The sequence below is a fragment of the Streptomyces sp. P9-A4 genome (assembly GCF_036634195.1).
Classification (GTDB): Bacteria; Actinomycetota; Actinomycetes; order Streptomycetales; family Streptomycetaceae; genus Streptomyces.
In genome coordinates this window covers 940,841-966,879 of the sequence record NZ_JAZIFY010000001.1, presented here as the reverse complement: position 1 = coordinate 966,879, position 26,039 = coordinate 940,841, and the positions used below count along the sequence as shown (strand labels likewise).

General features: G+C 73.4%; 27 protein-coding genes and 1 pseudogene. 13 read left to right on the top strand and 15 right to left on the bottom strand.

Translation table 11 applies throughout. The features are described 5' to 3' along the window. Window positions 1–29: 29 nt before the first annotated feature. Window positions 30–491 carry a pyridoxamine 5'-phosphate oxidase family protein gene (locus V4Y03_RS04280; RefSeq protein WP_332434052.1) on the bottom strand — a complete coding sequence of 154 codons (462 nt, stop codon included), beginning with the start codon at window positions 489–491 and terminating at the stop codon, window positions 30–32. A gap of 77 nt (window positions 492–568) precedes the next feature. Between V4Y03_RS04280 and V4Y03_RS04275 the strand changes: the two genes are divergently transcribed. Continuing rightward, the gene (locus V4Y03_RS04275) at window positions 569–1,267 is read left to right on the top strand and encodes a cysteine hydrolase (RefSeq protein WP_332434051.1); all 699 of its coding nucleotides are present in this window, start codon (window positions 569–571) and stop codon (window positions 1,265–1,267) included. Here V4Y03_RS04275 and V4Y03_RS04270 read toward each other — a convergent pair. Next, window positions 1,254–1,655 carry a Rieske (2Fe-2S) protein gene (locus V4Y03_RS04270; RefSeq protein ID WP_332434050.1) on the bottom strand — a complete coding sequence of 134 codons (402 nt, stop codon included), beginning with the start codon at window positions 1,653–1,655 and terminating at the stop codon, window positions 1,254–1,256. The two genes, V4Y03_RS04275 and V4Y03_RS04270, sit on opposite strands and share 14 nt — an antisense overlap. Window positions 1,656–1,915: 260 nt before the next feature. On the opposite strand from V4Y03_RS04270, the gene V4Y03_RS04265 reads away from it, so the two are divergent. Beyond that, on the top strand, window positions 1,916–2,623 hold the full coding sequence (locus tag V4Y03_RS04265; protein ID WP_332434049.1) for an alpha/beta fold hydrolase: 708 nt from the start codon (window positions 1,916–1,918) through the stop codon (window positions 2,621–2,623). A 48-nt stretch (window positions 2,624–2,671) separates the two neighbouring features. On the opposite strand, the gene V4Y03_RS04260 is transcribed toward V4Y03_RS04265, so the two are convergent. Further along, a complete protein-coding gene (locus tag V4Y03_RS04260; RefSeq protein WP_332434048.1) occupies window positions 2,672–3,355 on the bottom strand; it encodes an adenosylcobinamide amidohydrolase in 684 nt (227 codons plus the stop codon). Between the two features lie 163 nt (window positions 3,356–3,518). Between V4Y03_RS04260 and V4Y03_RS04255 the strand changes: the two genes are divergently transcribed. The 10 genes from V4Y03_RS04255 (at window position 3,519) to V4Y03_RS04210 (ending at window position 11,962) form a co-directional block, all read left to right on the top strand. Next, the gene (locus tag V4Y03_RS04255; protein WP_317875949.1) at window positions 3,519–3,995 is read left to right on the top strand and encodes a hypothetical protein; all 477 of its coding nucleotides are present in this window, start codon (window positions 3,519–3,521) and stop codon (window positions 3,993–3,995) included. A gap of 79 nt (window positions 3,996–4,074) precedes the next feature. After that, a complete protein-coding gene (locus V4Y03_RS04250; protein ID WP_332434047.1) occupies window positions 4,075–4,656 on the top strand; it encodes an RNA polymerase sigma factor in 582 nt (193 codons plus the stop codon). A gap of 4 nt (window positions 4,657–4,660) precedes the next feature. Beyond that, window positions 4,661–5,644, top strand: coding sequence for a hypothetical protein (locus V4Y03_RS04245; RefSeq protein ID WP_332434046.1), 984 nt, complete (start codon window positions 4,661–4,663; stop codon window positions 5,642–5,644). Window positions 5,645–5,961: 317 nt separating this feature from the next. Then, window positions 5,962–6,807: a HipA family kinase gene (locus tag V4Y03_RS04240; protein ID WP_317875946.1), complete on the top strand. Its 846-nt coding sequence runs from the start codon at window positions 5,962–5,964 to the stop codon at window positions 6,805–6,807. Beyond that, entirely contained in the window at window positions 6,804–7,187 is a 384-nt protein-coding gene (locus tag V4Y03_RS04235) for a DUF3037 domain-containing protein (RefSeq protein ID WP_073902014.1), read from the top strand. The genes V4Y03_RS04240 and V4Y03_RS04235 overlap by 4 nt, the downstream gene beginning before the upstream one ends. Before the next feature lie 182 nt (window positions 7,188–7,369). Further along, window positions 7,370–8,131: a 3-oxoacyl-ACP reductase FabG gene (gene fabG / locus V4Y03_RS04230; RefSeq protein WP_056555413.1), complete on the top strand. Its 762-nt coding sequence runs from the start codon at window positions 7,370–7,372 to the stop codon at window positions 8,129–8,131. A 29-nt stretch (window positions 8,132–8,160) separates the two neighbouring features. Next, window positions 8,161–8,928, top strand: coding sequence for an SDR family oxidoreductase (locus V4Y03_RS04225; RefSeq protein WP_317875944.1), 768 nt, complete (start codon window positions 8,161–8,163; stop codon window positions 8,926–8,928). Window positions 8,929–9,076: 148 nt separating this feature from the next. Continuing rightward, a complete protein-coding gene (locus V4Y03_RS04220; RefSeq protein ID WP_317875943.1) occupies window positions 9,077–10,654 on the top strand; it encodes an ABC transporter substrate-binding protein in 1,578 nt (525 codons plus the stop codon). A gap of 80 nt (window positions 10,655–10,734) precedes the next feature. Beyond that, a complete protein-coding gene (gene ung, locus V4Y03_RS04215; protein ID WP_317875942.1) occupies window positions 10,735–11,418 on the top strand; it encodes a uracil-DNA glycosylase in 684 nt (227 codons plus the stop codon). 70 nt (window positions 11,419–11,488) lie between these two features. Continuing rightward, on the top strand, window positions 11,489–11,962 hold the full coding sequence (locus V4Y03_RS04210) for a hypothetical protein (protein ID WP_317875941.1): 474 nt from the start codon (window positions 11,489–11,491) through the stop codon (window positions 11,960–11,962). A 141-nt stretch (window positions 11,963–12,103) separates the two neighbouring features. On the opposite strand, the gene V4Y03_RS04205 is transcribed toward V4Y03_RS04210, so the two are convergent. From V4Y03_RS04205 to V4Y03_RS04195, 3 genes and pseudogenes are all read right to left on the bottom strand, one after another. After that, a complete protein-coding gene (locus V4Y03_RS04205) occupies window positions 12,104–12,583 on the bottom strand; it encodes a hypothetical protein (protein WP_332434045.1) in 480 nt (159 codons plus the stop codon). 95 nt (window positions 12,584–12,678) lie between these two features. Beyond that, window positions 12,679–13,206, bottom strand: a complete 528-nt coding sequence (locus V4Y03_RS04200; protein WP_332434044.1) for a DinB family protein — start codon at window positions 13,204–13,206, stop codon at window positions 12,679–12,681. A 42-nt stretch (window positions 13,207–13,248) separates the two neighbouring features. Beyond that, a pseudogene (locus V4Y03_RS04195) lies at window positions 13,249–13,431 on the bottom strand (TetR/AcrR family transcriptional regulator); the annotation flags it as partial. A 201-nt stretch (window positions 13,432–13,632) separates the two neighbouring features. Between V4Y03_RS04195 and V4Y03_RS04190 the strand changes: the two are divergent. Next, window positions 13,633–14,538 (top strand): Gfo/Idh/MocA family protein, encoded by a 906-nt coding sequence (locus V4Y03_RS04190; protein WP_332434043.1) that lies wholly within the window; start codon window positions 13,633–13,635, stop codon window positions 14,536–14,538. A 74-nt stretch (window positions 14,539–14,612) separates the two neighbouring features. On the opposite strand, the gene V4Y03_RS04185 is transcribed toward V4Y03_RS04190, so the two are convergent. The 9 genes from V4Y03_RS04185 to V4Y03_RS04145 all read right to left on the bottom strand — a co-directional run bounded on the left by V4Y03_RS04185 (window position 14,613) and on the right by V4Y03_RS04145 (window position 25,942). Beyond that, entirely contained in the window at window positions 14,613–15,056 is a 444-nt protein-coding gene (locus V4Y03_RS04185) for a nuclear transport factor 2 family protein (protein WP_332434042.1), read from the bottom strand. 127 nt (window positions 15,057–15,183) lie between these two features. Further along, window positions 15,184–16,569 (bottom strand): M16 family metallopeptidase, encoded by a 1,386-nt coding sequence (locus V4Y03_RS04180; RefSeq protein WP_332434041.1) that lies wholly within the window; start codon window positions 16,567–16,569, stop codon window positions 15,184–15,186. 166 nt (window positions 16,570–16,735) lie between these two features. Then, window positions 16,736–18,034: a M16 family metallopeptidase gene (locus V4Y03_RS04175; RefSeq protein WP_332434040.1), complete on the bottom strand. Its 1,299-nt coding sequence runs from the start codon at window positions 18,032–18,034 to the stop codon at window positions 16,736–16,738. Between the two features lie 7 nt (window positions 18,035–18,041). Next, complete coding sequence (locus V4Y03_RS04170) at window positions 18,042–19,592, bottom strand: MFS transporter (protein ID WP_332434039.1); 1,551 nt, start codon at window positions 19,590–19,592, stop codon at window positions 18,042–18,044. After that, window positions 19,574–20,485 carry a HesA/MoeB/ThiF family protein gene (locus tag V4Y03_RS04165; RefSeq protein ID WP_332434038.1) on the bottom strand — a complete coding sequence of 304 codons (912 nt, stop codon included), beginning with the start codon at window positions 20,483–20,485 and terminating at the stop codon, window positions 19,574–19,576. Before V4Y03_RS04165 ends, V4Y03_RS04170 begins: the two co-directional genes overlap by 19 nt. Before the next feature lie 116 nt (window positions 20,486–20,601). Then, a complete protein-coding gene (locus V4Y03_RS04160) occupies window positions 20,602–21,360 on the bottom strand; it encodes a 2OG-Fe(II) oxygenase (protein ID WP_332434037.1) in 759 nt (252 codons plus the stop codon). 128 nt (window positions 21,361–21,488) lie between these two features. Further along, the gene (locus V4Y03_RS04155) at window positions 21,489–23,621 is read right to left on the bottom strand and encodes a radical SAM protein (protein ID WP_332434036.1); all 2,133 of its coding nucleotides are present in this window, start codon (window positions 23,619–23,621) and stop codon (window positions 21,489–21,491) included. A gap of 1 nt (window position 23,622) precedes the next feature. Beyond that, window positions 23,623–24,429 (bottom strand): 2OG-Fe(II) oxygenase, encoded by an 807-nt coding sequence (locus tag V4Y03_RS04150; RefSeq protein WP_332434035.1) that lies wholly within the window; start codon window positions 24,427–24,429, stop codon window positions 23,623–23,625. A 13-nt stretch (window positions 24,430–24,442) separates the two neighbouring features. Continuing rightward, window positions 24,443–25,942, bottom strand: coding sequence for an ABC transporter substrate-binding protein (locus V4Y03_RS04145; protein ID WP_332434034.1), 1,500 nt, complete (start codon window positions 25,940–25,942; stop codon window positions 24,443–24,445). Window positions 25,943–26,039 lie beyond the last annotated feature (97 nt).

The window sequence follows — 26,039 nt, the reverse complement described above, 5'->3', positions numbered from 1 at the left end:
TGCTGGGACCTTCCGGGCGCGGCCCGGGGTCACCCCAGCTTGCGGAAGTCCCAGGACGCGACCGCGTCCGGTGTCAGCCGCATCCAGGCGTGCCGGCCGTCGTGCGGCATCGCGTCGAGGCCGAAGTTCTTGGCGGCGAAGAGCCGCTCGATCACGTCGAGTTCGGGGCACGGCTCGCCCGTGCGGGGTGCCTCGCCGACGAAGTCGACCGTGCCCGAGAGCTCCGCCCCGCGCAGCTCCCCGTACTCCTCGCCGTCGTCCACCACGACGGCGATCCTCGGGTCGGCGCGCAGCTCCGCCCAACGCCGGCTGCGGGTCAGGGAGTACAGCCACAGGGAGGAGCCGTCCCAGGCGAACCACAACGCGCTCACATGCGGGCGGCCGTCGGCGGAGACGGTCGCGACCCGGCAGGTGCGCTGTTCGGCGAGGAAGGAGTCGAGCTCGGCCGGGGTCATCATGATCCGGCGTCCACGGCGCTGTGCGACGGTCATCGTCCGCACCCTTCTGGATTTCTGATGAGACGTCAGAAAGCATGGGGGGCCATTCGCGCGCGTGCAAGGGGAGAGCCATGGGACAGAGTGCGAGAGAACGGCTCGGAGAGTGGATACGGCCGGACGGCGGGGTCGCACTGCTCACCGTCGAGTGCCAGCAGGGAGTCGTCGGCCCGGACAGCGCACTGCCCGAACTGGCCGCCGTCGCCCGCGCGTCGGGAGCGTTGGGGAACGTCGCCCGGCTCGTGGCCGCCGCCCACGAGGCCGACGTCCAGGTGATCCACGCCGTCGCGGAACGGCGCCCCGACGGACGCGGCGCCAACAGCAACGCCCGGCTGTTCCGGGCCGCCGCACGGCTGCCCGTGCAGCAGCACAGCGGCAGCACGGCGGTACGGATCGCCGAACCGATCCAGGTCGCGGACGAGGACCTCGTCGTACGGCGCCTGCACGGGCTCTCGCCGCTCGCCGGGACCGATGTCGACGCACTGCTCCGCAACCTGGGCTGCCGGACCCTGATCGTCACCGGCGTCTCGGCCAACGTGGCCGTGCCCAACGCCGTCTTCGACGCGGTGAACCTCGGCTACACGGTGGTCGTCCCCGGGGACGCCATCGCGGGGGTGCCGGCCGACTACACCCCCGCGATGATCCGTCACACCCTCGCGCTCGTCGCCACGATCGCCACGACCGACGAGGTGCTCGCCTGCTGGAAGGCGCCCCGGCGCGCAGGGAGCGCGGGCAGCGCGGGAGGTGCGGGGGGCGCCGTCACCCGAGGCTGATCTCCTCGCCCACCACCTGGATCGGCTCCGGCGGCAGTGGCGCGGTCGCCGGGCCGGACTTCACGCTGCCGTCCGACACGTCGAAGTGGCTCTGGTGGCACGGGCAGACGATGACGCCGTCCTTGACGTCGCTCACGGCGCAGCCCGCGTGGGTGCACTTGGAGGAGAAGGCCTTGAACTCGCCGGCCCTCGGCTGGGTGATCACCAGGCCCTTGTCGGCGAGGACCTTCCCGCCGCCCACCGGGATGTCCCCGGTACGCGCGAGCGTGCCGCCCCGCGCGGCCGGGTCCTTGTCGTCGGCGCCGCCGCCCCCGCACGCGGTGAGCGCCGCCGCCAGGCCCGCGCCTCCCGCCGCCGCGACCACCGTCCGGCGTGCCACTCCACTCATGTACTGCCCCTCTTCCCTCGGTGCACTGGTGTGTCGGCACCCGACGGTACGGCCGTGAGCCGTGTCCCGTTCGCAGGATGCGTACTTCGGGAGCCCTGCAGTTCGGGGTCCGTACCGGATCGCCACCTCGACCTGGCAGACTGCGGGCCTCACTGCCGCCTCCCCCCACACGTGAGCGGACCGCTCGACCGGGGAAGCGGCAAGCGACTCCTGGAGGCCTCCATGGCGCAGCGGCCCGGACACACGGCCCACCCGAGCAGGTGCCCCCGCCCGCGACCACCCCGGCGGCGCCGGAGCGGGACGGGCGCCCGATGACGCTGTGCCGCACCCGGCGTGCCGACCCCGACACCCTCCTCGTCCGCAGCGCGCCCGCCGAGGCCGCCGCACCGGCCGCGGCCGTCCTGCTGCTGCACGGTGGCCGGGCCGACGGCCCCGAGCCGCCGCCCGCCCTCAACCTCCCCGCGCTGCGGATGCGGCCCTTCGCCGCCGCCGTCTCCCGCGCCGTGCGGGGGCGGGGCGTCCTCATCGCCGAGGTCCGCTACCGCCACCGGGGCTGGAACGGCGCGAGCGCCGACGCCGCCCGGGACGCCGAGGCCGCGCTCCTGCGCCTGCGTGAACTGGCCGGGCCCGTGCCCGTCGTCCTCCTCGGCCACTCCATGGGCGGTCGCGCCGCCCTCCGCGCCGCCGGCGCTCCCGCCGTCCGGGGCGTCGTCGCCCTCGCGCCCTGGTGCCCCACCGACGAGCCCGTGGACCACCTCGGAGGCCGGCGCCTCTACCTGCTCCACGACGAGGCCGACCGAGTGACCTCGGCCCGCGCCTCCTGGGCCTTCGTCCGCAGGGCGCGAGCGGCGGGTGCGGACGCGGCGGGCATCCCGATGCCCACGGGAGGGCACGCCATGCTGCGCGGAGCCCACCTCTGGCACCGCCGCGCCGCCGAACTCACGGCCGCCCTGCTCTCCCACGGCTGAGGCGCCGCCCATGAGTTGATCCGCGGCCGAGGACGTGAGCGGCCCGCCTCAGGCGGCGAGCAGTCCCGCGCAGGCCGCCCGGGTCGCCGTGTGGACCGCGCGGGCCAGACGGGCACCCCACAGGGAGCGGGGTCCCGCGAAGGGCTCGGCGGCGGTGCCCGGGGCGGCCGTGGGCGCGGCCACGCACACCGCGTCCGTGGGCGTGCCGGAGGCGTCGGCGCCCAGCTCGACCAGGGCCTGCACCTTGGCCTCGGTGGCGGTGGCGACCGCGTTGACGAGGGCGGCGTCCGTGAGGGGTACGGGCAGCGACACGATGATGTTGATCGTGCCGGGACGCGGCACCATGACACCGCCGGTCCCGGGGGCGGCCGCCCAGCCCCGTACCCCGATCCCGGCGGTCACCACGGCCCGCACCCCGCCGTCCACCGCGTGGCGGCGGTCCGCGACGGAGGCCGCCGTCATCAGGCCCACGCCCGTACCTTCGAGCCCCGCCCCGGCGGCCAGTTCACGCAGATGGGCGACCGGGTCGAGACGGTCGTAGCCGGGCGGGACCTGGGCGTTGAGTACCCACGCGCGCGTGCCGATGCCTCCGCCGAGCACCGCGCTCGACACCATCCGCACGCCCGGCCCCGGCACCCACACCAGGAGCGGCCAGGCACGGCCCTGCTCGGTGTGCGTGAGGAGAGCCGTGTCGTCGAGGGAGGCGCTGGTCAGGAGGGATCGCGAAGGCACCCCCTCACCCTAGGGGGTGTCGTATCGACGGCAGGGGCCGTCATCGGGCTTACGCCCCCGGCCCTGTGACCAGCGTCACTCGCTCCTGCCGTGATGTCCCGGGCCCCGCATCCGCTTGATCATCCGGCGAACGACGCCGCTACGAAGAGGAAGGTGATCACGTATGGAGTGCGAGAACCTGACGGTGTCCGCGGCCGAAATGGAAGGTCACGCAGCCGCGTTCGTGGAGCGCGCCACCGCGAGGGCACGGCTTCCGTTGGACTACACCGCGGAGAGTCTCCGCGTCGTCGACCGGCTCGTCGACGGACTGAGACGCGGCGGCGCGGGCCGCGAGGAGGTCGCGGGACCGCTGCTGGCGATCGGCGCGTACGTCGGCGAGGTACTGGTCCGCGAGGCCGGGGCGGTCTGGGTGGATCTCCCGCCGGACCATCTGCTCCGCACCGTCTTCACCCACCCCGTCGGCTCGCGGATGCCGGACGGCCGGGTGTGGAACCCGCTCGGCCGGACGGTGAACCGCTTCGAGATCGGACCGGGGGAGTCCCTGCAGACGTACTTCCTCACCCTGCACGGGCGGCGCCCGCCGCGTACCCGCACACGGAGGGTCTGCGCACCTGACGGACGTGTGGCGGGCAGATGTTGACTGTCTGACAGGATGACCGTGTTCCGGTACGCGGTGGCGACCGGAGGTCGACGAACGCACGGGCTGTGAAGAGGATCGCGTGGACGAGGGGACGGGGCACACGCCCACCACCGCGCGCGACGTGGAACTCGCCTCGGCCGTCGCACGGGCCCAGGAGGGCGACGAGGAGGCGTTCGCCCACGCCTATCGGGCCGTCTACCCGGGACTTCTCGGCTACCTCCGGGGCATCGTCGGGGAGGACGCCGAGGACGTCGCCTCCGAGGCGTGGCTCGAGATAGCCCGCGACCTCGGCCGCTTCCGGGGCGACGGCGTGGGGTTCCGGGGCTGGACCGCGACCATAGCCAGGCACCGGGCCCTCGACCACCTGCGCAGGGCGCGGTCACGGCCCCGCCCGGCCCTGCTCGTACCCGACGAACTCGAATTTCCCTCCCCCGCCGACACCGCGGGGGAGGCGTTGGAGGCCCTCTCGACCGAGCAGGCGGTCGCGCTGGTCATGGGCCTGCCGCGCGAACAGGCCGAGGCCGTGCTGCTCCGGGTCGTCGTCGGTCTCGACGGTCCGACCGCCGCCCGGGTTCTGGGCAAGCGTCCCGGTGCGGTACGGTCCGCCGCGCACCGGGGTCTGAAGCGGCTGGCCCGGGAACTCGGGGGAAGAGGGAGGTGACGGGATGACGTCCGACGAGCGCGGGCACGACGGCCTGGAGCAGGCGCTGCGGGCCGCGCTGCGCGGCGACCGGGGCGGGACGGGGGAGGCCACGGCCGACGGGGGGACCCGGAGAGCCGAGGGGACCGATCGGGTGGATGGTGCCGATCGGAGTCGCCGGGCGGACGGGGCCGGCGACATCACGGGCGCGGGGCCGGGCGGGGGCCTTGGTGATCTCGGTGACCTCGGTGACCTCGGTGACCTCGGTGACCTCGGTGGGCGCGGCGGCCTCGGGGGTGAGGAGGGTGCGCTCGCCGCCTTCCGTGCGGCGCGTGACGCAGGCCTGCACGGGACCCGGCGGACGCGCCGCCGCGACGACTGGGCCCCCGGTGGCGTACGACGGTTCCGTCGGCGCTCCCTGAGGACGAGCCTCGCCGCGCTCCTCGCGAGCGTGACGCTCGGCGGCGTGGCCATCGCCGCCGTGGACCTGCCCCGCCGCTTCGACGAGGAGCCCGCTCCCGTACCGGCGACGCCCGTTCCCGCGTTCGACGGGGGGACCGTCCGGCCGTCCGGCGGTACGACTCCGCCCGAGGCGAAGCCCGTTCCGGCGAGTCCGGCGGGGCGGCCCGGGTCGCCCCCGGCCGACGGGTGGGAGCCTGCGTGCCGCGCGTACGGGGTGGGGAAGAAGGCGGAGGGCAAGGCCAAGGGCAAGCCCGGGGCGAAGGGGAAGGGCGAGCCTCCGAAGGACACGCCCTGCGACGAGCACGGGCACGACCCCGTGCCGTCGTACCCGGGTCTGGGGCAGGGGCAGGGTCAGGGTCAGGGTCAGGGTCAGGACAAGGGGAACGGGCCGAAGAAGGACCCGAAAGGCGCGCCGGGTTCCGTTCCGGGAGCCGCGCAGAGGTTCGTGCCGAAGGCCGAACCGCGGGCCGTGCCGGGGCAGATGGCGGAGAAGTCGGACCGCGGCTCCCAACGGGCCCTCGACGGCGTGCACATCTCCCCGGGGTAGCCGGTGTGAAGATCACCCGCCGGCGCGGCGGACGGTCCGAGATGTTCGTGACCGGCGAGCCGTGGGACCCCGCGTACGCCGAGCGGTTCGCGGACGGCATGTGCGACGGCCTGGTGATCGGAGCGCCCACGCGCCTCAGTTCCGGGCTCGCGCCCGATCTGGCTGCCGGCTGCCCGGCGACGGGCGCCGCCGGGGGAGTTTCGGGTCCGTCCCGCCTCCGGCGAGGGGCGCCGCCGGTCGTGGTTCGGGTCCACCTCGCCCGTGATCACCCTCGGTTACGATGCACCTTCCATGGAAGAGATGGGTGGCCTGGGAAAGTGCTCACAGAGGTAGTCGCGACCCGCTATGTCACGCCCCTGCGTGAGGGCGGCTCGCTCCCCGGGATCGTCGAGGCGGACGATTACGGCACATACGTCATGAAGTTCACCGGCGCCGGGCAGGGGCGCAAGACGCTGGTCGCCGAGGTCATCTGCGGGCAGCTCGGCCGGAGGCTCGGCCTGCGGGTGCCGGAGCTGGTGACCATCCAGCTCGACCCGGTCATCGGGCTCTCCGAGCCCGACCAGGAGGTGCAGGAGCTGCTGAAGGCGAGCGGCGGGCTCAACCTGGGCATGGACTTCCTGCCCGGTTCGCTGGGCTTCGACCCGCTGGCGTACGAGGTGGACCCGGTCGAGGCCGGCCGGGTCGTCTGGTTCGACGCGGTCATCAACAACGTCGACCGGTCCTGGCGGAACCCGAACATGCTCGTCTGGCACGGCGACCTGTGGCTCATCGACCACGGCGCCACCATGATCTGGCACCACAACTGGCCCGGTGCCCAGGCCTCCGCGGCCAAGCCGTACGACGCCTCCGACCACGTCCTCGCCCGCTTCGCACCGGACGTGGCCGCGGCCGCCGCCGAGCTCGCGCCGCTCGTCACCCGCGAACTCCTCGACGAGGTTGCTGCCGACGTGCCCGACGAGTGGCTCGTCGACGAGCCCGGGTTCGCGAGCACCGACGAGGTGCGCGCCGCCTACGTCGAGGCGCTGCTCCCGCGCGCCGCCACCATCCACGAGCGGATCACGCTCGGACCGCGTACCGAGAACCGGCCCCAGCAGCCGCCCGGCTGGCTCGCCGAGCGCCTCGCGCCCCGGCCGCACACCACCGAGAAGGACAGCACCCCGTGACCGACCGCGACGTCTTCGAGTACGCGCTGCTGCGCGTGGTGCCCCGGGTCGAGCGCGGTGAGTGCTTCAACGCCGGAGTGGTCGTCTACTGCCGCGCCCGGTCCTACGTGGCCGCCCGGACCCATCTGGACGAGGCGAAGCTCTCGGTTCTGGACCCGGCGGCCGACGTGACCGGTGTCCGGGCCGCGCTGCGCGCCGTCGAGGGGGTCTGCCTCGGGGGTGACGCCGCCGGCCAGGCCGCCGGTGACGACGCCGGGCGCCGCTTCCGCTGGCTCATCGCCCCGCGCTCCACGGTCGTCCAGCCCGGCCCCGTGCACACGGGCCTCACCGCCGATCCCGAGGCCGAGGTGGAGCGGCTCCTCGACCTGCTGGTGCGCTGAGCGCACGCGCCCGGGGACGGGGAGTGACCAGGTGCACCCGGTGGGCCGTTGACACCGGGTGCCCGTGCTTCTAGCGTCTCGTTCTGCGGACGATACTAAGCGGTCGCTCATGTGCGGGACGCAGGAGCGGGTGACCGGTTCGGCCGCGACCAGGGACGATCCAAGGGCGAGGAGAACCAAGCATGTCCACCACCGAGCAGCGCGTAGCCGTCGTCACGGGTGCCGCACGGGGAATCGGCGCCGCCACCGCGCTGCGCCTCGCGGCCGAGGGCCGCGCCGTCGCCGTACTCGACCTCGACGAGGCGGCCTGCAAGGACACCGTCGAGAAGATCACCGCCGCGGGCGGCACCGCCCTCGCGGTCGGCTGCGACGTCTCCGACAGCGCCCAGGTGGAGGCCGCCGTCGCGCGCGTCGCCGCCGAACTCGGCGCGCCGACGATCCTCGTCAACAACGCGGGCGTGCTCCGCGACAACCTGCTCTTCAAGATGTCCGAGTCCGACTGGGACCTCGTCATGAACGTGCACCTCAAGGGTGCCTTCCTGATGGCGAAGGCCTGCCAGAAGCACATGGTGGACGCGGGCTTCGGCCGGATCGTCTCGCTCTCCTCCTCCTCGGCCCTCGGCAACCGGGGCCAGGCGAACTACTCGGCCGTGAAGGCCGGTCTGCAGGGTCTGACCAAGACGCTCGCCAAGGAGCTCGGCAAGTTCGGCATCACCGCCAACGCCGTCGCCCCGGGCTTCATCGTCACCGAGATGACCGCGCAGACAGCCGAGCGCGTGGGCATGGGCTTCGAGGAGTTCCAGGCCGCCGCCGCCTCCATGATCCCGGTGCAGCGGGTCGGCCGCCCCGAGGACGTCGCGAACGCGATCGCCTTCTTTGCGGGCGACGACGCCGGCTTCGTCTCCGGTCAGGTCATGTACGTGGCCGGCGGCCCGCTCAACTGACGCCCGGCAGCGAGAGGAGCACGGCAGACATGACCGCACAGGCACGGCCGGAGCTGTCCGGCAAGGTCGCCCTCGTCACCGGCGCGAGCCGGGGCATCGGCTACGGGATCGCCGAGGCGCTCGTCGCGCGCGGCGACCGGGTCGTCATCACCGGACGCGGCGAGGAGGCCCTCAAGGAGGCCGTCGAGCGCCTCGGGGCCGACCGGGCGATCGCCGTCCCCGGCAAGGCCCACGACGAGGTCCACCAGGCCGCCGCCGTCGAGGCGGCGATGGACGGCTTCGGCCGTCTCGACTTCCTGGTCAACAACGCCGGGACGAATCCGGTCTTCGGCCCCATCGCGGACCTGGACCTCGGGGTGGCCCGGAAGGTCTTCGAGACGAACGTGGTCTCGGCGCTCGGTTTCGCCCAGCGCAGCTGGCACGCCTGGCAGAAGGAACACGGCGGCGCGATCGTGAACATCGCCTCGATCGCCGGCGTCTCCGCCTCGCCTTTCATCGGTGCGTACGGAATGAGCAAGGCCGCGATGGTCAATCTGACCCTTCAGCTGGCGCATGAATTCGCGCCGCTCGTGCGGGTCAACGCCATCGCGCCCGCCGTCGTCAAGACGAAATTCGCCCAGGCGCTCTACGAGGGCCGGGAAGCGGAGGCGGCCGCCTCCTATCCGCTCGGCCGGCTCGGCGAGCCCGAGGACATCGGTGGCGCTGCGGCGTTCCTGACCTCCTCGCAGTCGGAGTGGATCACCGGCCAGACGCTCGTCGTCGACGGCGGGATTTTCCTGAACGCCGGAGTGGGGTGACCGATAACCGGACACTTTCCGGAAACAGTGTCCGGATTGGGCCCGGTTATACGTCGAATGACTCAAGTGCCCCGTCGGGCTCGACGATTGACCTGACGGGGTGCTGCGGTATCGTCGGCCGACCCCCGGCCGAACGAGGAGCGTGCACGTGTTCAACCGGACCAGTCTGCAGGCCGCTGCAGCCCTTGTGTCCATATCCCTGGTAACCGGATGCAGTGTCTTCTCGGACAGTGATTCCGCCGGGGATCAGAGAATCGTCATCGGTACGACGAGTTCTCCCACCACGCTTGACCCGGCCGCCGCCTGGGACAATTCCTGGGAGCTCTTCCGGAATGTCTTCCAGACCCTGGTGAGTTTCCCGACGGGAAGTACGACTCCACAGTCGGACGCCGCCGACTGCAAGTTCACCGACACCTCGAGCCGGGTCTTCGAATGCAAGCTCCTGGAGGGCCTCGTGTTCTCCAACGGGCACAAGCTGGACGCCAAGGCCGTGCAGTACTCGATCGAGCGCATCCGCACGATCAACTTCAAGGGCGGCCCCAACGGGATGCTCGGCTCCCTCGACAAGATCGAGACCGTCGGCGACCGTACCGTCGTCTTCCGGCTCAACAAGTCGGACGCCACGTTCCCGTTCATCCTGGCCACCCCGGCGATGTCCCTCGTGGACCCGGCCGACTACCCGGCCAACGCCCTCCGCAAGGACGGCAAGATCACCGGCTCGGGACCGTACGTCCTCGACTCCTACTCCGAGCGCAAGACGGCGGAGCTGACGAAGAACCCGACGTACAAGGGGTTCGCCGACCGCAAGAACGGCGGCGTGACCATCCGGTACTACGACCAGTCCGACGCGATGGTCGCCGCGCTCAAGAAGAGCGAGATCGACGCCACCTACCGCGGCCTCACCGCCGAGGAGGTCGTCGCGCTCCAGGACGACAAGCCCGAGAACAAGGGCCTCCAGCTCGTCGAGTCGACGGGCGCGGACATCCGCTACCTGGTCTTCAACACCCAGGACCCCTCGGTCGCCAAGCTCGCCGTCCGCAAGGCCATCGCCCAGCTCGTCGACCGCGACGAACTGGTCAACAGGGTCTACCAGGGCACCGCCGAGCCCCTGTACTCGATGGTGCCCAAGGGCATCGCCGCCCACACCACCAAGTTCTTCGACCGCTTCGGTTCGCCCGACGCCGCCAAGGCCAAGGAGATCCTCCGCGACGCCGACATCACCGATCCCGTCGAGCTGACCTTCTGGTACACGACGGACCGGTACGGCTCCTCCACGGCCGCCGAGTTCGCCGAGCTCAAGCGGCAGCTCGAGGAGTCCGGCCTCTTCAAGATCACCCTGCACGGAAAGCCCTGGAAGGAGTTCACGGCGGGCTTCCAGAAGGGCGAGTACCCGGTCTTCGGCCGCGGCTGGTTCCCCGACTTCCCGGACCCGGACAACTTCGTCGCGCCCTTCATGGGCAAGGAGAACGTCCTCGGCACCCCGTACGTGAGCCCCAGGATCACTGACGTGCTGATCCCGAAGTCCCGTCGCGAGAGCGACCGGGGGGGCGTCACGAACGAGTTCGTGGAGGCCCAGGAGATCATGGTCCAGGACGTCCGGCTGCTGCCGCTGTGGCAGGGCAAGCTGTACCTCGCGGCCCGTGAGGACATCGGCGGCGGCGAGCGCGCGCTCGACCCGCAGACGGTCATGCAGCTCTGGGAGCTGGAGCGCCGGGCCAGCTGGTAGACGGCCTGCGGGGGCCACTGTCAGTGGCCCCCGGTAGGTTCTGGGACGTAGACAGGAACGTCCACCGGAGGTTGTTGACCGTGACCGACACCAGCATGCTGCCCGAGTCCTGGCGGGGCGTTCTCGGCGAGGAACTGCGCAAGCCCTACTTCGCGCAGCTCACCGAGTTCGTCGAGGAGGAGCGGGCCAAGGGACCGGTCTTCCCCCCGAAGGACGAGGTCTTCGCCGCCCTCGACGCCACGCCGTACGACAAGGTCAAGGTCCTGATCCTCGGTCAGGACCCGTACCACGGCGAGGGGCAGGGGCACGGCCTCTGCTTCTCCGTCCGGCCCGGGGTCAAGACCCCGCCCTCCCTGCGGAACATCTACAAGGAGATGCAGGCCGAGCTCGGCCACCCGATCCCGGACAACGGCTATCTGATGCCCTGGGCCGAGCAGGGCGTCCTCCTGCTCAACGCCGTGCTGACGGTCCGCTCCGGCGAGGCGAACTCGCACAAGGGCAAGGGCTGGGAGAAGTTCACCGACGCGGTGATCACCGCCGTCGCCTCGCGGCCCGACCCCGCCGTCTTCGTCCTCTGGGGCAACTACGCCCAGAAGAAGCTGCCGCTCATCGACGAGGAGCGGCACGTGGTCGTGAAGGGCGCCCACCCCTCGCCGCTCTCCGCGAAGAAGTTCTTCGGATCGCAGCCGTTCACCCAGATCGACGCGGCCGTCGCGGCACAGGGACACGAGCCGATCGACTGGCGCGTCCCGGACCTCGGCTGAGCCTCGGCCCGATCGGGGGCGGGTGCGGCTAGCGTCGGCACTCCCAGTGGGTGAGGCGGTGGAGGTCGCGGTGACCGAGCAGCAGCAGGTGTCGGACGACGGGGTCATGACCAGGATCGGGCAGGCCATGATGCTGCTCCACGGCGGCGACCGTGAGGAGGCCCGCAACCGCTTCGGGCTGCTGTGGCAGCAGATCGGCCCGGACGGGGACCCCCTCCACCGCTGCACCCTCGCCCACTACATGGCGGACGCGCAGGACGACCCCGACACGGAGCTGGCCTGGGACCTGCGGGCCCTGAGCGCCGCCGAGGGACTGGCGGAGGAGCGGCTCGCCGCCCATGACTCGACGGCGGCGCTCCGCGCGCTGTACCCCTCGCTCCACCTCAACCTCGCCGCCGACTATCTGAAGCTCCAGCGGCCCGACGCCGCACGGACCCACCTCGACCGGGCCCGCACGGCCTCGGACCACCTGGACGACGACGGCTACGGCAACGGGGTCAGGGCGGCGATCGAGCGACTGGAGCTGCGGCTCAGGGGGGAGTGAGGGGGCGGACCGGATCCGGCTTCGGGCGGGGCCGGCCCTGAGCTCGTCCGGCCGGGCGGGTTCGTCCGGGACGGACCGTCCGGGCTCGGTTCGGCTGGGCGGGGCCGGTCTGTTCTGGCTCGGTTCGACCGGGCCGGTTCGTCAGTGGCCGTAGGTGCCGTGGCAGATGCGGGACGGGTCGCTGCCGGGGCCCCAGCCGCCGTACCGCTCGCCCAGATCGCAGACGTCCGCCCGTGAGACCGGTGGCTTCTTGCGCAGGTCGCTCAGGCTCGGCAGTTCGGGCAGCGGCGGCCGGGTCGCCGGGCGCGGGCGCTCCCGCTGCCGGGGTACGGCCTCCGGGCGCGGCGCCTCGCTCTTCGGCGGAGCCGCCCGCCGGCGTGGCCCGGCGGTGGGCGACGCGCGGGGCGCGGCGGACGGCGGGGGAGCGGGGAGCGCCGCTTCGAGGGCCTCGCGGGCCGGGCCCTCGACGATCTGCGGCGCCACGTCCTGGGCGGGGCGTACGGTCTCCGCGGCGGGCGCGGTGACGGGGGCCGTCGGCGGGACGTCCACCGAGACGCAGCCCGCGAGGGCGGCGACGGCCGCCCCGACCAGGATCTTCGCTGTGGTTCGGGTTCCATGCACCCGCGTCACTCTGGTGGCCCCACGACGATCTTCGCGCCCCTACCGGCGGGGAATGCCCCGCACGGGTGAGGCCTCGCGGGACCGGCCTTGACCGGTCAGTCGCCGGTCGCGCCGTCGATGCGCTCCCGGAGGAGGTCCGCGTGGCCGTTGTGGCGGGCGTACTCCTCGATCATGTGGAGGTAGATCCAGCGCAGGTTGAAGCTCTCCCCGCTGCGGTGCACACCCACGCCGAGGTCGTCGAGACCGTGCGGGGCGGCCAGGGCGCGCGCGTGGGCGATCTCCGCCTGCCAGGTGGCGAAGGCCTCCTCGTAGGTGTCCTCCTCCGTGGCGTGGATGTCCCGGTCGCGGTCCTCCTGCGTCGAGTAGATCCACTCGGCCTTCTCGCCTGCCAGGACGTTGCGGAACCAGCCGCGCTCCACCTCGGCCATGTGCCGGACCAGGCCCAGCAGATTCAGGTCGGAGGGCGGGGCGGTGGGGGTGCGCAGCTGGGCGTCGTCGAGCCCCTCGCACTTCGTCGCGAGGGTCGCGCGATGGAAGTCGAGCCACTGCTCCAGTGCCTCGCGCTCACCCGAGGTGGTGGACGGGTCGACGCGGGGGACGGGTTCGGTGCGTTCGGTGGTCATGGGCGGCATCGTGCCCCAGGATCACCGGCGGCGCCACCGCTTTCACGGCCGCGCGGACGACCTGCCCCCGAGCATGCCCCGGAGCAATTCGTCGAAGCCGGCGCGCAGTTCCGCGCGGCTCGGCACGGCCGAGTGGAGGGAGCCGGCCGCGCAGCAGAACATCAGGCCCTCGCACCGGGCGACGAGGGAGAGCGCGTGCCGCTTCGGCGCCGCCGACCCCGCCGCCGTCCTCGCCCACCACGCGCGCTCCGCGCCCGATTCCGTCCCGGGCCGCGCGCTCGCCGCGTACACCGCCGCCCGCCTGCCCCGTTCCTTCGACGGCAGCGCGGACCGGCGCGCGCCGGTCGCCCCGGACCGGCCCGCGTAAGCTGACCAGCGCGAACGGCCCACACGAGCGGGGCCTGTGGACACGACAAGGGAGACCCCGTGAAGGTTGGCTGCATCGGACTCGGCGACATCGCGCAGAAGGCCTACCTCCCCGTCCTCGCCACGCTCCCCGGGGTCGAACTCCACCTCCAGACGCGTACCGCCGTGACCCTCGACCGGGTCGCCGACACCCTCCACCTGCCCGCCGCGCAGCGCCACCGCGACCTCGACTCGCTGCTCTCCGCCGGACTCGACGCCGCGTTCGTCCACGCGCCGACCGCCGTCCACGCTGAGATCGCCGAACGGCTCATCGAAGCGGGCGTTCCCACGTACGTCGACAAGCCCCTCGCGTACGAGTACGCCGACTCCGAGCGGATCGTGGAGCTGGCGGAGAAGCGTTCGGTGGGCCTCGCCGTCGGCTTCAACCGGCGTCTGGCCCCCTCGTACGCCCAGTGCGTCGAGCACCCGCGCGAACTGATCCTCCTCCAGAAGAACCGGGTCGGCCTGCCCGAGGACCCGCGCACGCTCGTGCTCGACGACTTCATCCACGTCGTCGACACCCTCCGGTTCCTCCTCCCCGGCGAGGTCGAGCACGTCGACGTGCGGGCCAGGATCCGCGAAGGGCTCATGCACCACGTCGTGCTCCAGCTCTCCGGCGACGGATTCACCGCCATCGGCATGATGAACCGGATGAACGGCTCCACCGAGGAGATCCTGGAGGTCTCGGGGCAGGACACCAAGCGCCAGGTCCTCAACCTCTCCGACGTCATTGACCACAAGGGCCAGCCGACCCTGCGGCGGCGCGGCGACTGGGTGCCGGTGGCCCGTCAGCGCGGTATCGAGCAGGCCGTACTGGCCTTCCTCGACGCCGTACGCGAGGGGCGGGTCCTCAGCGCGCGCGACGCCCTGCTCACCCACGAACTGTGCGAGCGCGTGGTCAGCGAGGCGCTGACCCAGGCGTCCTGAGCCGGCCGGGTCCCTGGGGACCTGAGCCCGCCGGGTCCGAGGGTCCTGAGCCGGCCGGGTCCGACGCGGTCGGCTCAGGCGCGCCGCCACCGTTCGTCGACGGCGACCGAGCGGAGCCGCCAGCCGTCGGCGGTGCGGCGCGCGGCGAAGGCGTAGCGACCGCCGCAGACGAAGTCCTCGCCGGAGGCGAAGCGCATCGGGTTCACGTAGTCGGCGCCGATGTCGGCCAGGTCGCCGGTCAGCGGATAGCCGCCCGGCTCCCGGAACAGGACGCGGCGGTTCACGATGAGGTGCTGGCGTACGGGAAAGAGGGGCATCGTCGAGGCCAGCCACTCCACGACTTCGGCGGCGGACCCCTCGATCCCGCCCGAGCCCCGGTAGTCGGCCCGGCCGTCGGGGGTGAACAGGGCCCGGTAGGCGGTCCAGTCGCCGTCGTCCACGGCGGTCGCGTAGCCGGTGATGAGATCGTCGAGAGCGAGCCGGTCCATCACGGTCGCGAGGTCCACGCGCTGCGTCATCGCCTCAGTCTCCGGCAGCGCCCGCCCCGGGCCAAGGGTCGTGCACGACCTCGCGGGGACGGGCGGACCGTCCACCGCCACGGTGTGCACCGGCCGCGCGTCCGTCCGGGGTCTCCCAGGACGGTGCTCAGACCGTACGGGGCGCCGACCCCGCCGCCTCCTCGACGGCCTCGCCGATCCGCGAGGCGTCGCCGACCGCCACCGTCACCAGCCGGTCCGGCGCGAACGCCTCCCGCAGCGCCGCCGAGGCCTGCTCCGTGGTGACGGCCGCGGCCCGCCGGAACGCGCCCGGCAGCGAGGCCGGCGCGCGCCCGTCGAGTACCAGCATGGCGATCTCGTCCGCGACGGCGGAGGCCTTGAGATAGCGCAGCGGCGCGGCGTCGACGATCTGCGCGACCGCCGCCGAGCGCTCGCGCGCGCTGATCCCGTGCTCGGCCACCTCCCGCAGGATGCGCCGGATGTCACCGAGCGCCTCACCCGTCACCGAGGTCTCCACCGCACCGGTCACCACCGCGAGCGAATGCCCCACGACCGCGAGCAGCCGGCTGTGGAAGCCGTACGTGTACCCCTTGGCCTCCCGCAGTTCCCGGTCGAGGCGGGCGTTGACCGAGCCGCCGAGACTGTGGTTCCCGATGAGCAGCGCGTCCCAGCCGGGCGCCGTGCGCGCGGTCGCCGCGCGGCCGAGGACCAGCCGGGTCTGGACGGCCCCTGGCCGGTCGACCACGATCACCGCCGGGTCGTCCCTCACGGGAGGGGCGGGCGGCTCCGGCAGCGTCCCGGGCTCGCCCTCCCACGTGGACAGGACCCGGCGAAGTGCCGCCTCGGTACCGTTCCCCGAGAGGTCGCCGGCGACCACCACGGTGGTGACGGCGGGGCGCAGGAACCGGCGGTGGCAGGCGACGACCGCGTCCCGGTCGATCCGGCGGACCGTCTCCTCCGTGCCGCGCGCGGGACGGCTGCGCCGGTCCGAGGCGTCGAAGACCGCGCCGTGCAGTTCCAGCGCGGCCCGACGCTCCGGGTCCGTCCGGTGACGGACCAGGGCGTGGACGCGCGAGCGGACCAGCCGGTCCACGGAGGCGGCCGGGAGCAGCGGTTCGCGCATGGCGCGGACCAGCAGGGACAGGGCGCGGGCGAGGTGCGGGACGGGAACGTCCAAGGTGATCCGCAGGCCCGCGTGCTCGGCGCCGACCCCGAGGGTCGCGCCGCAGTTCTCCAGCTCCCGGATGAAGTCGAGCGAACTCAGCCCCGGTACGCCTTCGACGAGGGCGCTGGTGGTGATGCCGAGGACACCCTCCAGGTCACGGGGTTCGAGGGCGAGCGGCGCGGCCACGACGATCTCGACGCTCAGCACCTCCTGGCCGGGACGGTCACAGGTCAGCAGGGTCACGCCGTTGGCGAGCAGTTCCTCGCGCAGCGCGGGGAACAGCCAGGGCTCGGCCGGCACCGGAAGGGGCCGCTTCGGCCGGGCGGCGGCGGCCGGGTGGGTGGGGGAGGTGGAGACGGGCGCGTTCATACGGGGACCCTTCGCGAAGGACCGGCGGGCGGGCGGGGGATCGGAGACGGCTTCGGATGCGGGGCCAGGTGGTGCTGTCTGGGCACGGCCTGACGGGCCGTCTCCCCAAGGGCCGCACCCCTAGGGGGCCGTACTACTACGGGCCGTACCCCTAGAGGTCGTTCTCCTAAGGCCCCGTCTCCCGCGCCGGCTCGTACGTCAGGACCGCGCGCCGCGCCGGGGCGAGCAGCTCCGCAGCCGCCGCGCCGACCTCCGCCGCACCGATGTCGAGGACGCCCGCCAGGTGCCGGTCGCAGCGGGCGGCGTCGCCGAAGTACGCCTCCTGGGCGCAGAGTTCGTCGGCGCGGCCGGCCGGGTGGGCGAGCCGGTCGTGCCAGTCCCGGCGGATCTGGGCTCGCGCCCCCTCCAGGGCGTCGTCGGTGACCCCGCCGTCGGCGAGCCGCTCGATCTCCCCGTCCACCGCGCGCTCCATGTCCGCGAGAGCGGTCCCGGCCGGGGCCCGCACATTGAGCTGGCCGAGGGACGGTGCCCGCCGCAGCGGCATCAGCGACGCGCGCGCCGTGTGGGCGAGCTGGTCGCGCCGCACCAGCCGGTCGTGGAGGCCCCGGCTGCTCATGCCGCCGAGGAGGGTCAGGGCCAGGTCGGCGGCCGCGCACCCGGGTTCGCCGTACGCGGGGAGCTGGTACGCGGCCATGAAGGCGGGCCCCGGCACCGGCTCCACCACGTGCCGCCGCGCCTCGGCCGGGTCCGCAGGCGCGCCTGGCGCGACGGTGCGGGTCAGGGCGCCGACGGCGCCGGGGCCCGTACCGGACGGCGGGATGTGCCCGAAGTGGCGCTCGGCCAGCTCGACGACCGCCTCGGGGGAGACGTCGCCGACGACGGAGAGGATCGCCCGGTCCGGGGTGTAGTGGCGGCCGAAGAAGGCGCGGCAGTCGTCGAGGGTCACCGCCCGCAGATCCTCGGGGCTGCCGGCCGGCATGGCCCGGAAGGGGTGGCCGGCCGGGAAGGACATGGCGACCAGCTGCTCCCAGCCCGTCCCGTAGGGGACGTTGTCGAACCGTTCGCGGCGCTCGTTCAGGACCACGTCCCGCTGGGTGGCCAGGCTCTCCGCGGTCAGCGCGTCGGGCAGGCCGCCCATGCGGTCGGCCTCCAGCCACAGCACGAGTTCCAGCTGGCCGACCGGGACGAGGCTGTGGAAGACGGTGCGCTCGAAGCCGGTGGCGGCGTTGGTGTGCCCGCCGGCGTCCTCGACGGCCGCGGTGTGCTCGCCGGCGGGCACATGCGTCGAGCCCTGGAACATCAGGTGCTCGAAGAGGTGCGCGAGACCGGTCCGGCCGCGCGGCTCGTCACAGGAACCCACCTCGTACCAGAGGCAGACCGCGGCCACCGGCACGGTCGGGTCCTGGGAGACGACCACCCTCAGACCGTTGGAGAGGGTGTGGCGGACGGGGCTGAGGACGGGCACGGTGCTCCTACGGCTCGGTGGGAGGCGCGGTCTTCGGGTGGGGGGTGTCGTCGGCGGGGGCGGCAGCCGTCCCGAGCGGCGAGCCGCCCGCGTCGCCGTCCCCGCCCCCGGTGCCCGGGAGGGCGTCGCCCTCGGTGCCCCGGAGCGCGCGGACCGGGCTGAGCAGGGGCCAGAGCGCCGACGTGAGGAGACCGGCCGCCGACACGTACATGACCTCGGCAAGACCGAAGCGCCCGCCGAGCCAGCCGCCGAGCAGCGCGCCCACCGGCTGGCACCCCCAGCTGACGAAGCGGGTGGTGGCGGTGACCCGGCCGAGCAGGTGGTCGGGGACCAGGCTCTGCTTCACCGTCTCGCTGATGACCAGGTTGACCACGACCGCGAAGGTCCAGGTGAAGGTGGAGGCCGACACCAGGAAGATGGAGAGCGCACGGTTGTCCCACTGCACGGCGAGCGGGACGAGGACCGCCGAGACGCCGGGTGCGGCGTACGCGAGGACGAGGGCCCGGCCCTGGCCGAACAGCCGGGTGAGGAACGGGGTCGAGGACGCGCCGAGCAGACCGGCGACGCCGCCCGCCATGCTGGTGGCGCCGAGCAGACCCGGACTGAAGCCGAGGACGCGGAGCACGAAGAGGGTGTGCACCGCGAAGAACATCGCGTGGAAGATGTTGAAGTGGGTGGCGGCCAGGATCATCGGGCGCTGGATGCGGTCGTCCCGCAGCACGAGCAGCCCCTTGAGCACAGCCTTGCGGTGCGACTCCCGCTGCTCCCGCTCCCCGGCCTCCGCCCCCTCGCCGTCGCCCTTGCGCTCGCCTTCGCCCTCGTGCCCGCCCTTGTCCTCGCGCTCGCCGTCGTCCGCCGGATCGGCGGGCGCAGGAGCGGCCTTGGGCAGACCGGCCAGCGTGAAGCAGCTGATCACGTACGAGAAGCAGTCCACGACCAGGGCGACCGGCGCGCTCACGACCTGGATGAGCAGACCGGCGAGCCCCGGTCCGGCGACGGTGCCGACGGAGGTGCTGGCCTCCATCCAGGAGTTGGCGCGCTCCAGTTGCCCGCGCGGCAGCAGCCGGGGCAGATAGGCCGACATCGCGCTGTCGAAGAGCAGGGTGAAGGCGCCGACCAGGAAGACGACGCCGTACAGGACCGGCATGGTGAGCGCGTCGAACCAGAAGAGCAGCGGGATCGCGAAGAGCAGCAGTCCCCGGGCCGCGTTGGCCACGATCATGAGGGCGCGCCGCTCGTACCGGTCCGCCCAGACGCCGGCCGACAGGCCGAGCAGCAGCACCGCGGCGGACTCGGCGGCCTCCAGGACGCCCATCTGCCACGGGGTGGCCGCGAGGGTGGTCGCGGCGGTGATGCCGATCGCCATGAAGGTGATCTCGGTGCCGGCGAGGGACAGGGTCTCGCCGGTCCACAGACGGAGGAAGCCGGTGCCCCGGAACGGAGCCTTCTTCGGCTTCTCCCCGGGCCGTCCGCCGGTGGCCTGTTCCCGGGGGGGCGGCTTGTCGCCCGCCCGCTGCTCCGGTAGTTGCTGCTGATCGGTCATGAGGTCGTCGGACACGTGCACGTGCTCTCTTCGCTGTGGGTGATCTGCTGACGCGTGAAGTCCAGGGCCGCCCGCCGGCCCAGAGTGGGGCACGTTCCGCTGCACAGGAACTCGACGATGTCATGCGCGAGCATGGCGGCGACCACTGTATTGGCGGGACCGAAGGAGAAGGGGGCGGGTTCGGTGGAGCGGTCCTCGAACTCCCGGTCGTGGTCGGTGAGTCCGGCGCGCCGGGCCCGTTCGGAACAGGTCCAGCAGCCGCCCCGGGCCGGGTCGACCACCGGACCCCACAGGCCGACGCCGACGGCGACCGCGCCGATCGCCGTCGGGGTGCCGGTGCGGGCCGCCCAGTCCGCGACCACGGCGGGCAGTCCGGGCGGGGTGTCGGCGGCCACGACCACCAGGTCCAGCTCCTCGGGCAGCGACGCCGCGAGGTCACCGGTCGTGGCGATCCGCCTCCGTACGCCGACGATCTCGGCACCGGCCCGGATCGCGCCCAGATAGTCGGCCAGGGCCTCGGTCTTGGGCCGCCCCAGGTCGGAACGGGTGTACGTGAACTGCCGGTTGAGGTTGTGCAGGGCCACCCGGTCGTCGTCGACGAGCCAGAACCTCCCCACACCGGCCGCCGCCAGGTGCTGGGCGACGATGCCCCCGATGCCGCCGAGGCCGATCACCCCGACCCGGGCGGTGAGCAGCCGGTGCTGGGCCGCGCCGGTGTCCGGGGTGAACAGGCCGAGGTAGTCGACCTGTCGTTCGTACGACTCGCCCGCGAACTCCGTACCGTACGCGGCCGGTTCGCCCGTGACCCAGCCCAGCTCGCGGAGCTCGGCGAGGAGCGCGGTGGCCGCACCGGGGCGCCAGGCCGCGCCGAGCGCCTCCCGTGTGGTCCCTTCGCGCAGCCGCCGCAACGCCTCGCCCAGGCCCGGCCGGGCCCCGCCGATGCGGAGCAGCCGGGGGCCGAGGGTCAGCAGCGTCTCGTCCGGGGTCTCGTGGACGGCGACGGCGGGCAGCAGGCGTACGGTGTTCAGCTCCCCTCCAGGTGCTGCCCCATGGCGATCGTGTAGCGGCCGACGGCGTCCCGGGTGAAGGGCTCGACCCGGTGCCAGCAGTCCTCGCGGATGGGCATCAGGGAGACGCTGTTGAAGAGGGGTTCGACGAAGAACTCCTCGTCCTCGCCGTGGCGGAAGGCGAGCCGTCCGCCGGACTCGGGGGTGTACTCCTCGTCGAGGTAGAAGTTGACCGCGAGGACCCGGCCGGGCACCAGGTCCTGGTGGGCGCCCAGGGCATCGGAACGGCGGTACGCGGCCAGCTCCATGGTGGTGCGCTTGCGCAGGACGAGGCCGGTGCCGGAGCCGATCCAGTCGCGCAGCGCGTCGGAGAGCACCGAGAAGACGAAGAAATCCTGAAGGGTGCGCTGGTACGCCGGGTCCATGGCGCCCTCGTCGAGCAGGGCGTGGATGTCCTTGACGACGAACTGGGCGATGGTGACCTCGTCCTGGCCGTCGACGTCGTCGTCCCAGAACTCGGTCTTGCCCAGGCGGCCTTCGTACTTGGCGGCGTGCCGCGACCAGGTGGGGATGGCGCGCATCGCGGCGGCGAGGTCCGTGGCAAAATCGGGGCGCAGGAAGTCCCGCAGGTGCAGGGGGTGGACCGCCTCCCCGTGGTACCAGTCGCGCAGCAGCTCGACCGTGGACGCGGTCAGGTACTGCGGCGCGACGTAGGGAGCGGCGCCGGCGAGGGCCGGCGGAACCGGCGACGACGGCCGTGTGGTGGTGCTGGACATGGTTCTCCTCACGGACGGGTGGGGGCGGAGGGGGAGGGGTCGCGGGAGGTCCGGAGCGGACCGGGCGGGGCGCGCCCGGATCGGATCGGTCCGGCGGGTCGCCGATTCGGGCCGGTGGCGGCGCGGGCTCAGGTCAGGGCCGGCTCCGGGTGTCCGGTGGCAGCCACGGCGGTGAGCATCCGGGCCTCGACGAGCTGCCGAAGCACCGCCGTGCCGCCGGCCGTTCCGTACGCGTCCGTCAGGTCGCGGCGGGTCAGGGGCTTCCCGTCCAGCCAGGGCGCGAGCCCCCTGGCCACGGCGGCGGGCAGGACGGTGCGCTCGCGGCGCAGGACGTGGGTGACGACCAGTTCGTCACCGCGCGGCAGGACGTCCAGGGACGCGACGCCCAGCCGGAACGTCTCCTCCTCACCGGGCAGCCGGTCCAGGAACTCGTCGCCGGTGCGGCGCATATGGGCGGAGCCGTGGCCGATGGCGAAGTCCTGGAAGGCGCGGTGGACGCCGGTGCGTTCCTCGCGGGTCATGGCCGGGTCGATGTTGCCGAGGTGGTTGAGCGCGTACTGCGCCTGGTTGGCGAGCCCGGAGTCCTCGTCCCCGACGACCAGGCCGAAGCGCTCGGGGCGGCGGCCGACCTCGGAGGATCGGGTCGCCTCGAACGGGAAGACGGTGAAGGACTCCACGCAGTCGGCGAGTTCGGCCACGTCCCGCAGCGACTCCATGGCCTCCTCCAGAGTGGTGGAGGGCAGATCGGGGATCAGGTTGATCCGCAGCTTCATGCCGGCCTGGTGGGCCTCGCGGATGAAGCGGAGGTTCTCCTCGCGGTCCGCGGACTTGTGGACCAGCTTCAGGACGCGGGTGTTGGTGGTCTCCATGCCGATGACGAGGTACTCGCAGCCGGCCCGGACCATCAGCTGGAGCAGTTCGGCGTCGAAGCGCCGGTCCACCATGGCGAAGGAGTTCCAGGTGATGTCCAGGCCGCGGTCGATGACCGCCTGGGAGAAACGGCGGGCGAACGCGGGCGGGATGGACTCGGTGATCAGCTCGAAGCGGCGCACCCCGTGCGTGCTGACCTGGTGCTCGAGCTCCGCCATGAAGCTCTGCACGGAACGCCCCCGGTAGGGCGGGGAGCCGTCGTACAGCTCGACGAAGTCGCAGTAGTCGCACTTGCCCCAGTAGCAGCCGCGCGCCTGGACGATGCCCATCTCGTGGCCGACGAGCCGGGCCATCAGCGCGGGGTCGTACGCGGCGGGCGGCAGCGCGTTGGGGTGCAGCCCGGGCGCGGGCGGGGCGTGGACGGCGGTCGCGGCGGCCGTCGCGGTTGCGGCGGTTCCCGCGGTTCCGCCGGTTCCGGCGGTTTCGGCGGTTTCGGCGGCGAGGGCGGAGACGCCCGCGACCTCGGTCGGCCGCCAGTCGCCGCTGTCGGCCTGCCGGTACAGGGCGAGCAGCGGGGCCTCGCCGTCGAAACGGACGACCGCGTCGACCTGACGGTGGACGTCGAGGAGGCGGGAGAGGTCGTCCTCGTTCATCAGGGAGAGCGTCGGGCCGCCGAGCACGATCCGTACGTCGGGGCGGATCCGCTTGACGGCCTCCGCGAGCAGCAGCGCGGGCACCAGCTGCGGACCCATGGGGACGGACACGCCCAGGAGGCGGGCGTCCTCGGGCAGCCGGGCGGCCAGGCCGAGCGAGGCGTAGTACGAGCGGAAGACCAGCGTGCGGTCCGAGCGCAGCAGCGCCGGATCGGTCAGCCACTCGGCCTCCGGGTCGATCAGGTACGGCTGCGCCAGCGCGGACAGCAGGAACGCCGGGCCGGACTCGGCGGCGAAGATGTGCCGGCCGAGCTCGTCGAAGAGGGCGTCGCGGTGGCGGGCGAGCCAGCGGCCCGCGACGGCGCTCATCTCCTCGGGGTAGCAGCCTTCCAGGCCGACGAGTCGGCCCGCGCCGGCCTCGGCCAGATGGCCGGGGTCGAGCAGGTGCAGGGCGAACTCCTCGTTGAGGTCCCACTGGTGGGTGCGGACCTTGCGGCTCTGCAGGAACCCGGCGAGGACGGCGCTCGACGGGAAGTAGCGGCCGAAGCTGGACTCGACCAGCGGGGGGAAGGCCAGGACGACGGAGCCGCCGGCGCTCGGGCCGGGGGTGCCGGGCCGGGCGGGTACGGGTGCCGGCGACATGGGTTCTGTCGGTACGGGCAGGGCCGCCTCGGGCGCGACCTCCTCGGGCACGGCCTCCTCGGGCACGGCGGGGCCGGATTCGATGCCGGGTGTCATGTCACTTCACCTCACCGGGGGTCGCGGGAACGGCGGCGATGCTGATCGTGTGGCGCCCGACGCGGTCGGCGCGCCAGGGGGTGACCCAGTGCACGCAGCCGGGCCGGATCGGCATCACGGACACGCTGTTGAAGCGGGGCGGCATCAGATGCTCGCGGCCTTCCTCGTCGCGGAAGCCGAGGACGCCGCCGTCGCCCGCCCGGTAGGCGGGGTCCAGGTACAGGTTGAGGACGAACACGGTGTCCGACTCGGCGTCGGAGTGCTCCCCGAGCGTGTCGCCGGACCGGTAGCGCGCGAACTCGATGTTGGTGGTCAGCGGCCCGCCCGGGGCCGTCCACCGGTCGAGCAGCTCGCGCAGCACCGTGCCCATTCCGGCGAAGACGAAGAAGTCGGAGAGCCGGGCGCGGTGCTCGGCCGGGTAGGGCGAGCCGTCGTCGAACAGGGCCGGGATGCCCCGGGCCACCTCACGGACGGCGGCCCGCTCCTCGGGGGCCGCGGCGCGCCACTCCTCCGGGGTCGCCGGTCGGGTGGCGAGCCGGTCAGGGTTCCACAGGACGGCCGAGGCCTCCCACGTGGGCAGGGCCCGCACCGTCTCGCCGAGCGCCCACGCCTGCTCGTCCGGCAGGAAGCCGTCGAGGTGGACGGGGCGGGCGGGGTCGGCGCGCAGCAGTGCGGCGAGGGCGGCGAGTTCGTCGGGGGAGCGGTCGGCCGGGCGGAAGGGGGCATGGCCGGGTGCGCCGGCGGCGTCGGTGCCGGGTGTCGCGGAGGCGTCCGCGCCGGGTGCGGTGGTGGTCGGGCTGTGCGTCATGCGGTACGGCCCTTCAGTGGTCGCGGTCGGGCACGGCGGTACGGGGCGGGTGGTCCAGGTGCGGGGTGCCGGTGGCGGCCACGGTGGGCGCGGGGCACCCGGGTCCGGTCAGGGTCACGCTGTTGACCTGGAACAGCGGCACCACCGGTGCGTGGTCGAGCACCACCGCCTCCGCCTCCCGCCAGGCCCGCGCCGCCTCCGGCCCCCCGGCCGTACGCAGCGCCCGGTCGAGCGCCGCGTCCACGGCCGGCTCGGCGAACCCGAAGGCGCGGGCCTGCCCGGAGGTGCTGTGGAAGCCGGTGAGGAAGCCCGCCACATGGGCCAGCGGGGCCGGATTGATGCCGTACAGCAGCTCGTAGTCGAGCGTGGCGGCGGCCCGCGCGAAGTGTTCGTACGAGAGCGGGCGCAGCCTTATGGGATGGCCGAAGCGTTCGCGGAGGTCCGCCGCGACGAGGGCTGCGGCGTCGCTGTTCGGTGCGAAGTCGGCGTAACTCAAGGTCAGTTCGGCACGCCGGCCTCGCGGCGGGAGGCGGCCGGGGGGCGGCGGCCCGACGGGCCTGCCCTCGCCGTCCGGGTCCGTCCCGCGCGGCTCCCACAGGTCCGTGTAGCGAGGGAGCGGAAGGGCCGCCCGCCGGAGGAGGGCGCTCGCCGACCGCCGGTCGAACCCGGCGGAGAAGGCGCGGCGCCCGGCGGGGGTGGCGAGGGGGCTGTCGAGGCCGGGGCGCACCCAGAGCTGGCAGGCCATGGAGAGGCCGCGTACGGTCGCGCCGGGGCGGGCGGACGCGGCGGTGAACTCATCAGGATTCAGGCCGGTGTTGACCGACAGGTCGAGCCGGCCGTCGGCCAGGGCGGCGAAGGCGTCGGCGCGGTCGGCGTACACCTGGAAGGCGAGCCGTTCGGGGGTGCCGGGCCCGGTACGGCGGGACGGCTTGCGGCGCAGCTCGATCCGGCCCCGGGCGCGGTCGGCCAGGACCGGCCGGAAGGGGCCGCTCGCGGTCCAGCCGCCGTCGGGCGTCTCCCGGACGGGCGCGGCGCCGGGGAAGGCGAGGAGCTGCGGCAGATAGGGCAGCGGCAGCGGGGAGCGCAGTTCGACGGCCGGAGAGCCGTCCGCCGGGTCGGGCACGACCCGGGTGGACACTGGGGAGCCGGTGCCGCCGGGATCGTAGGCGGCGGGCAGCGGCAGACCGGTGGGTCCCCAGGCCCGGTGGACCCCGGCGGCGATCTCCTCGGTCCGCACCGGGCTGCCGTCGTCCCAGCACTGTCCGGGGGCCGGCCGCAGCAGCCAGACCCGGTCCCCGTCGAGCGGGGTGAGCGAGGCGAGCGCGGACGGCGCGGTGCCGGGACCGTGGGCGAGGTCGCGGGTGAGCGGGTCGACCAGGGCGTCCAGGACCGTGGCCTGGTTGAAGTCCACGACATGGAAGGGATCCAGGCTGAGCGGCCAGGCGTCGAGGTCCACCACGAGGGCGGTGACGCGGCCCTCGGCTCGGGCGTACGGAGTGCCCACTTCGGTCACGGCTCCCCCCGGTCGGTCGGCTGCCGGCGGTGCGCCGGGCGATTCGGCTGGCCGGCCGGGCCCCGGGGCCGTGTACGGTCCCGGGGCCCGGCGGCGG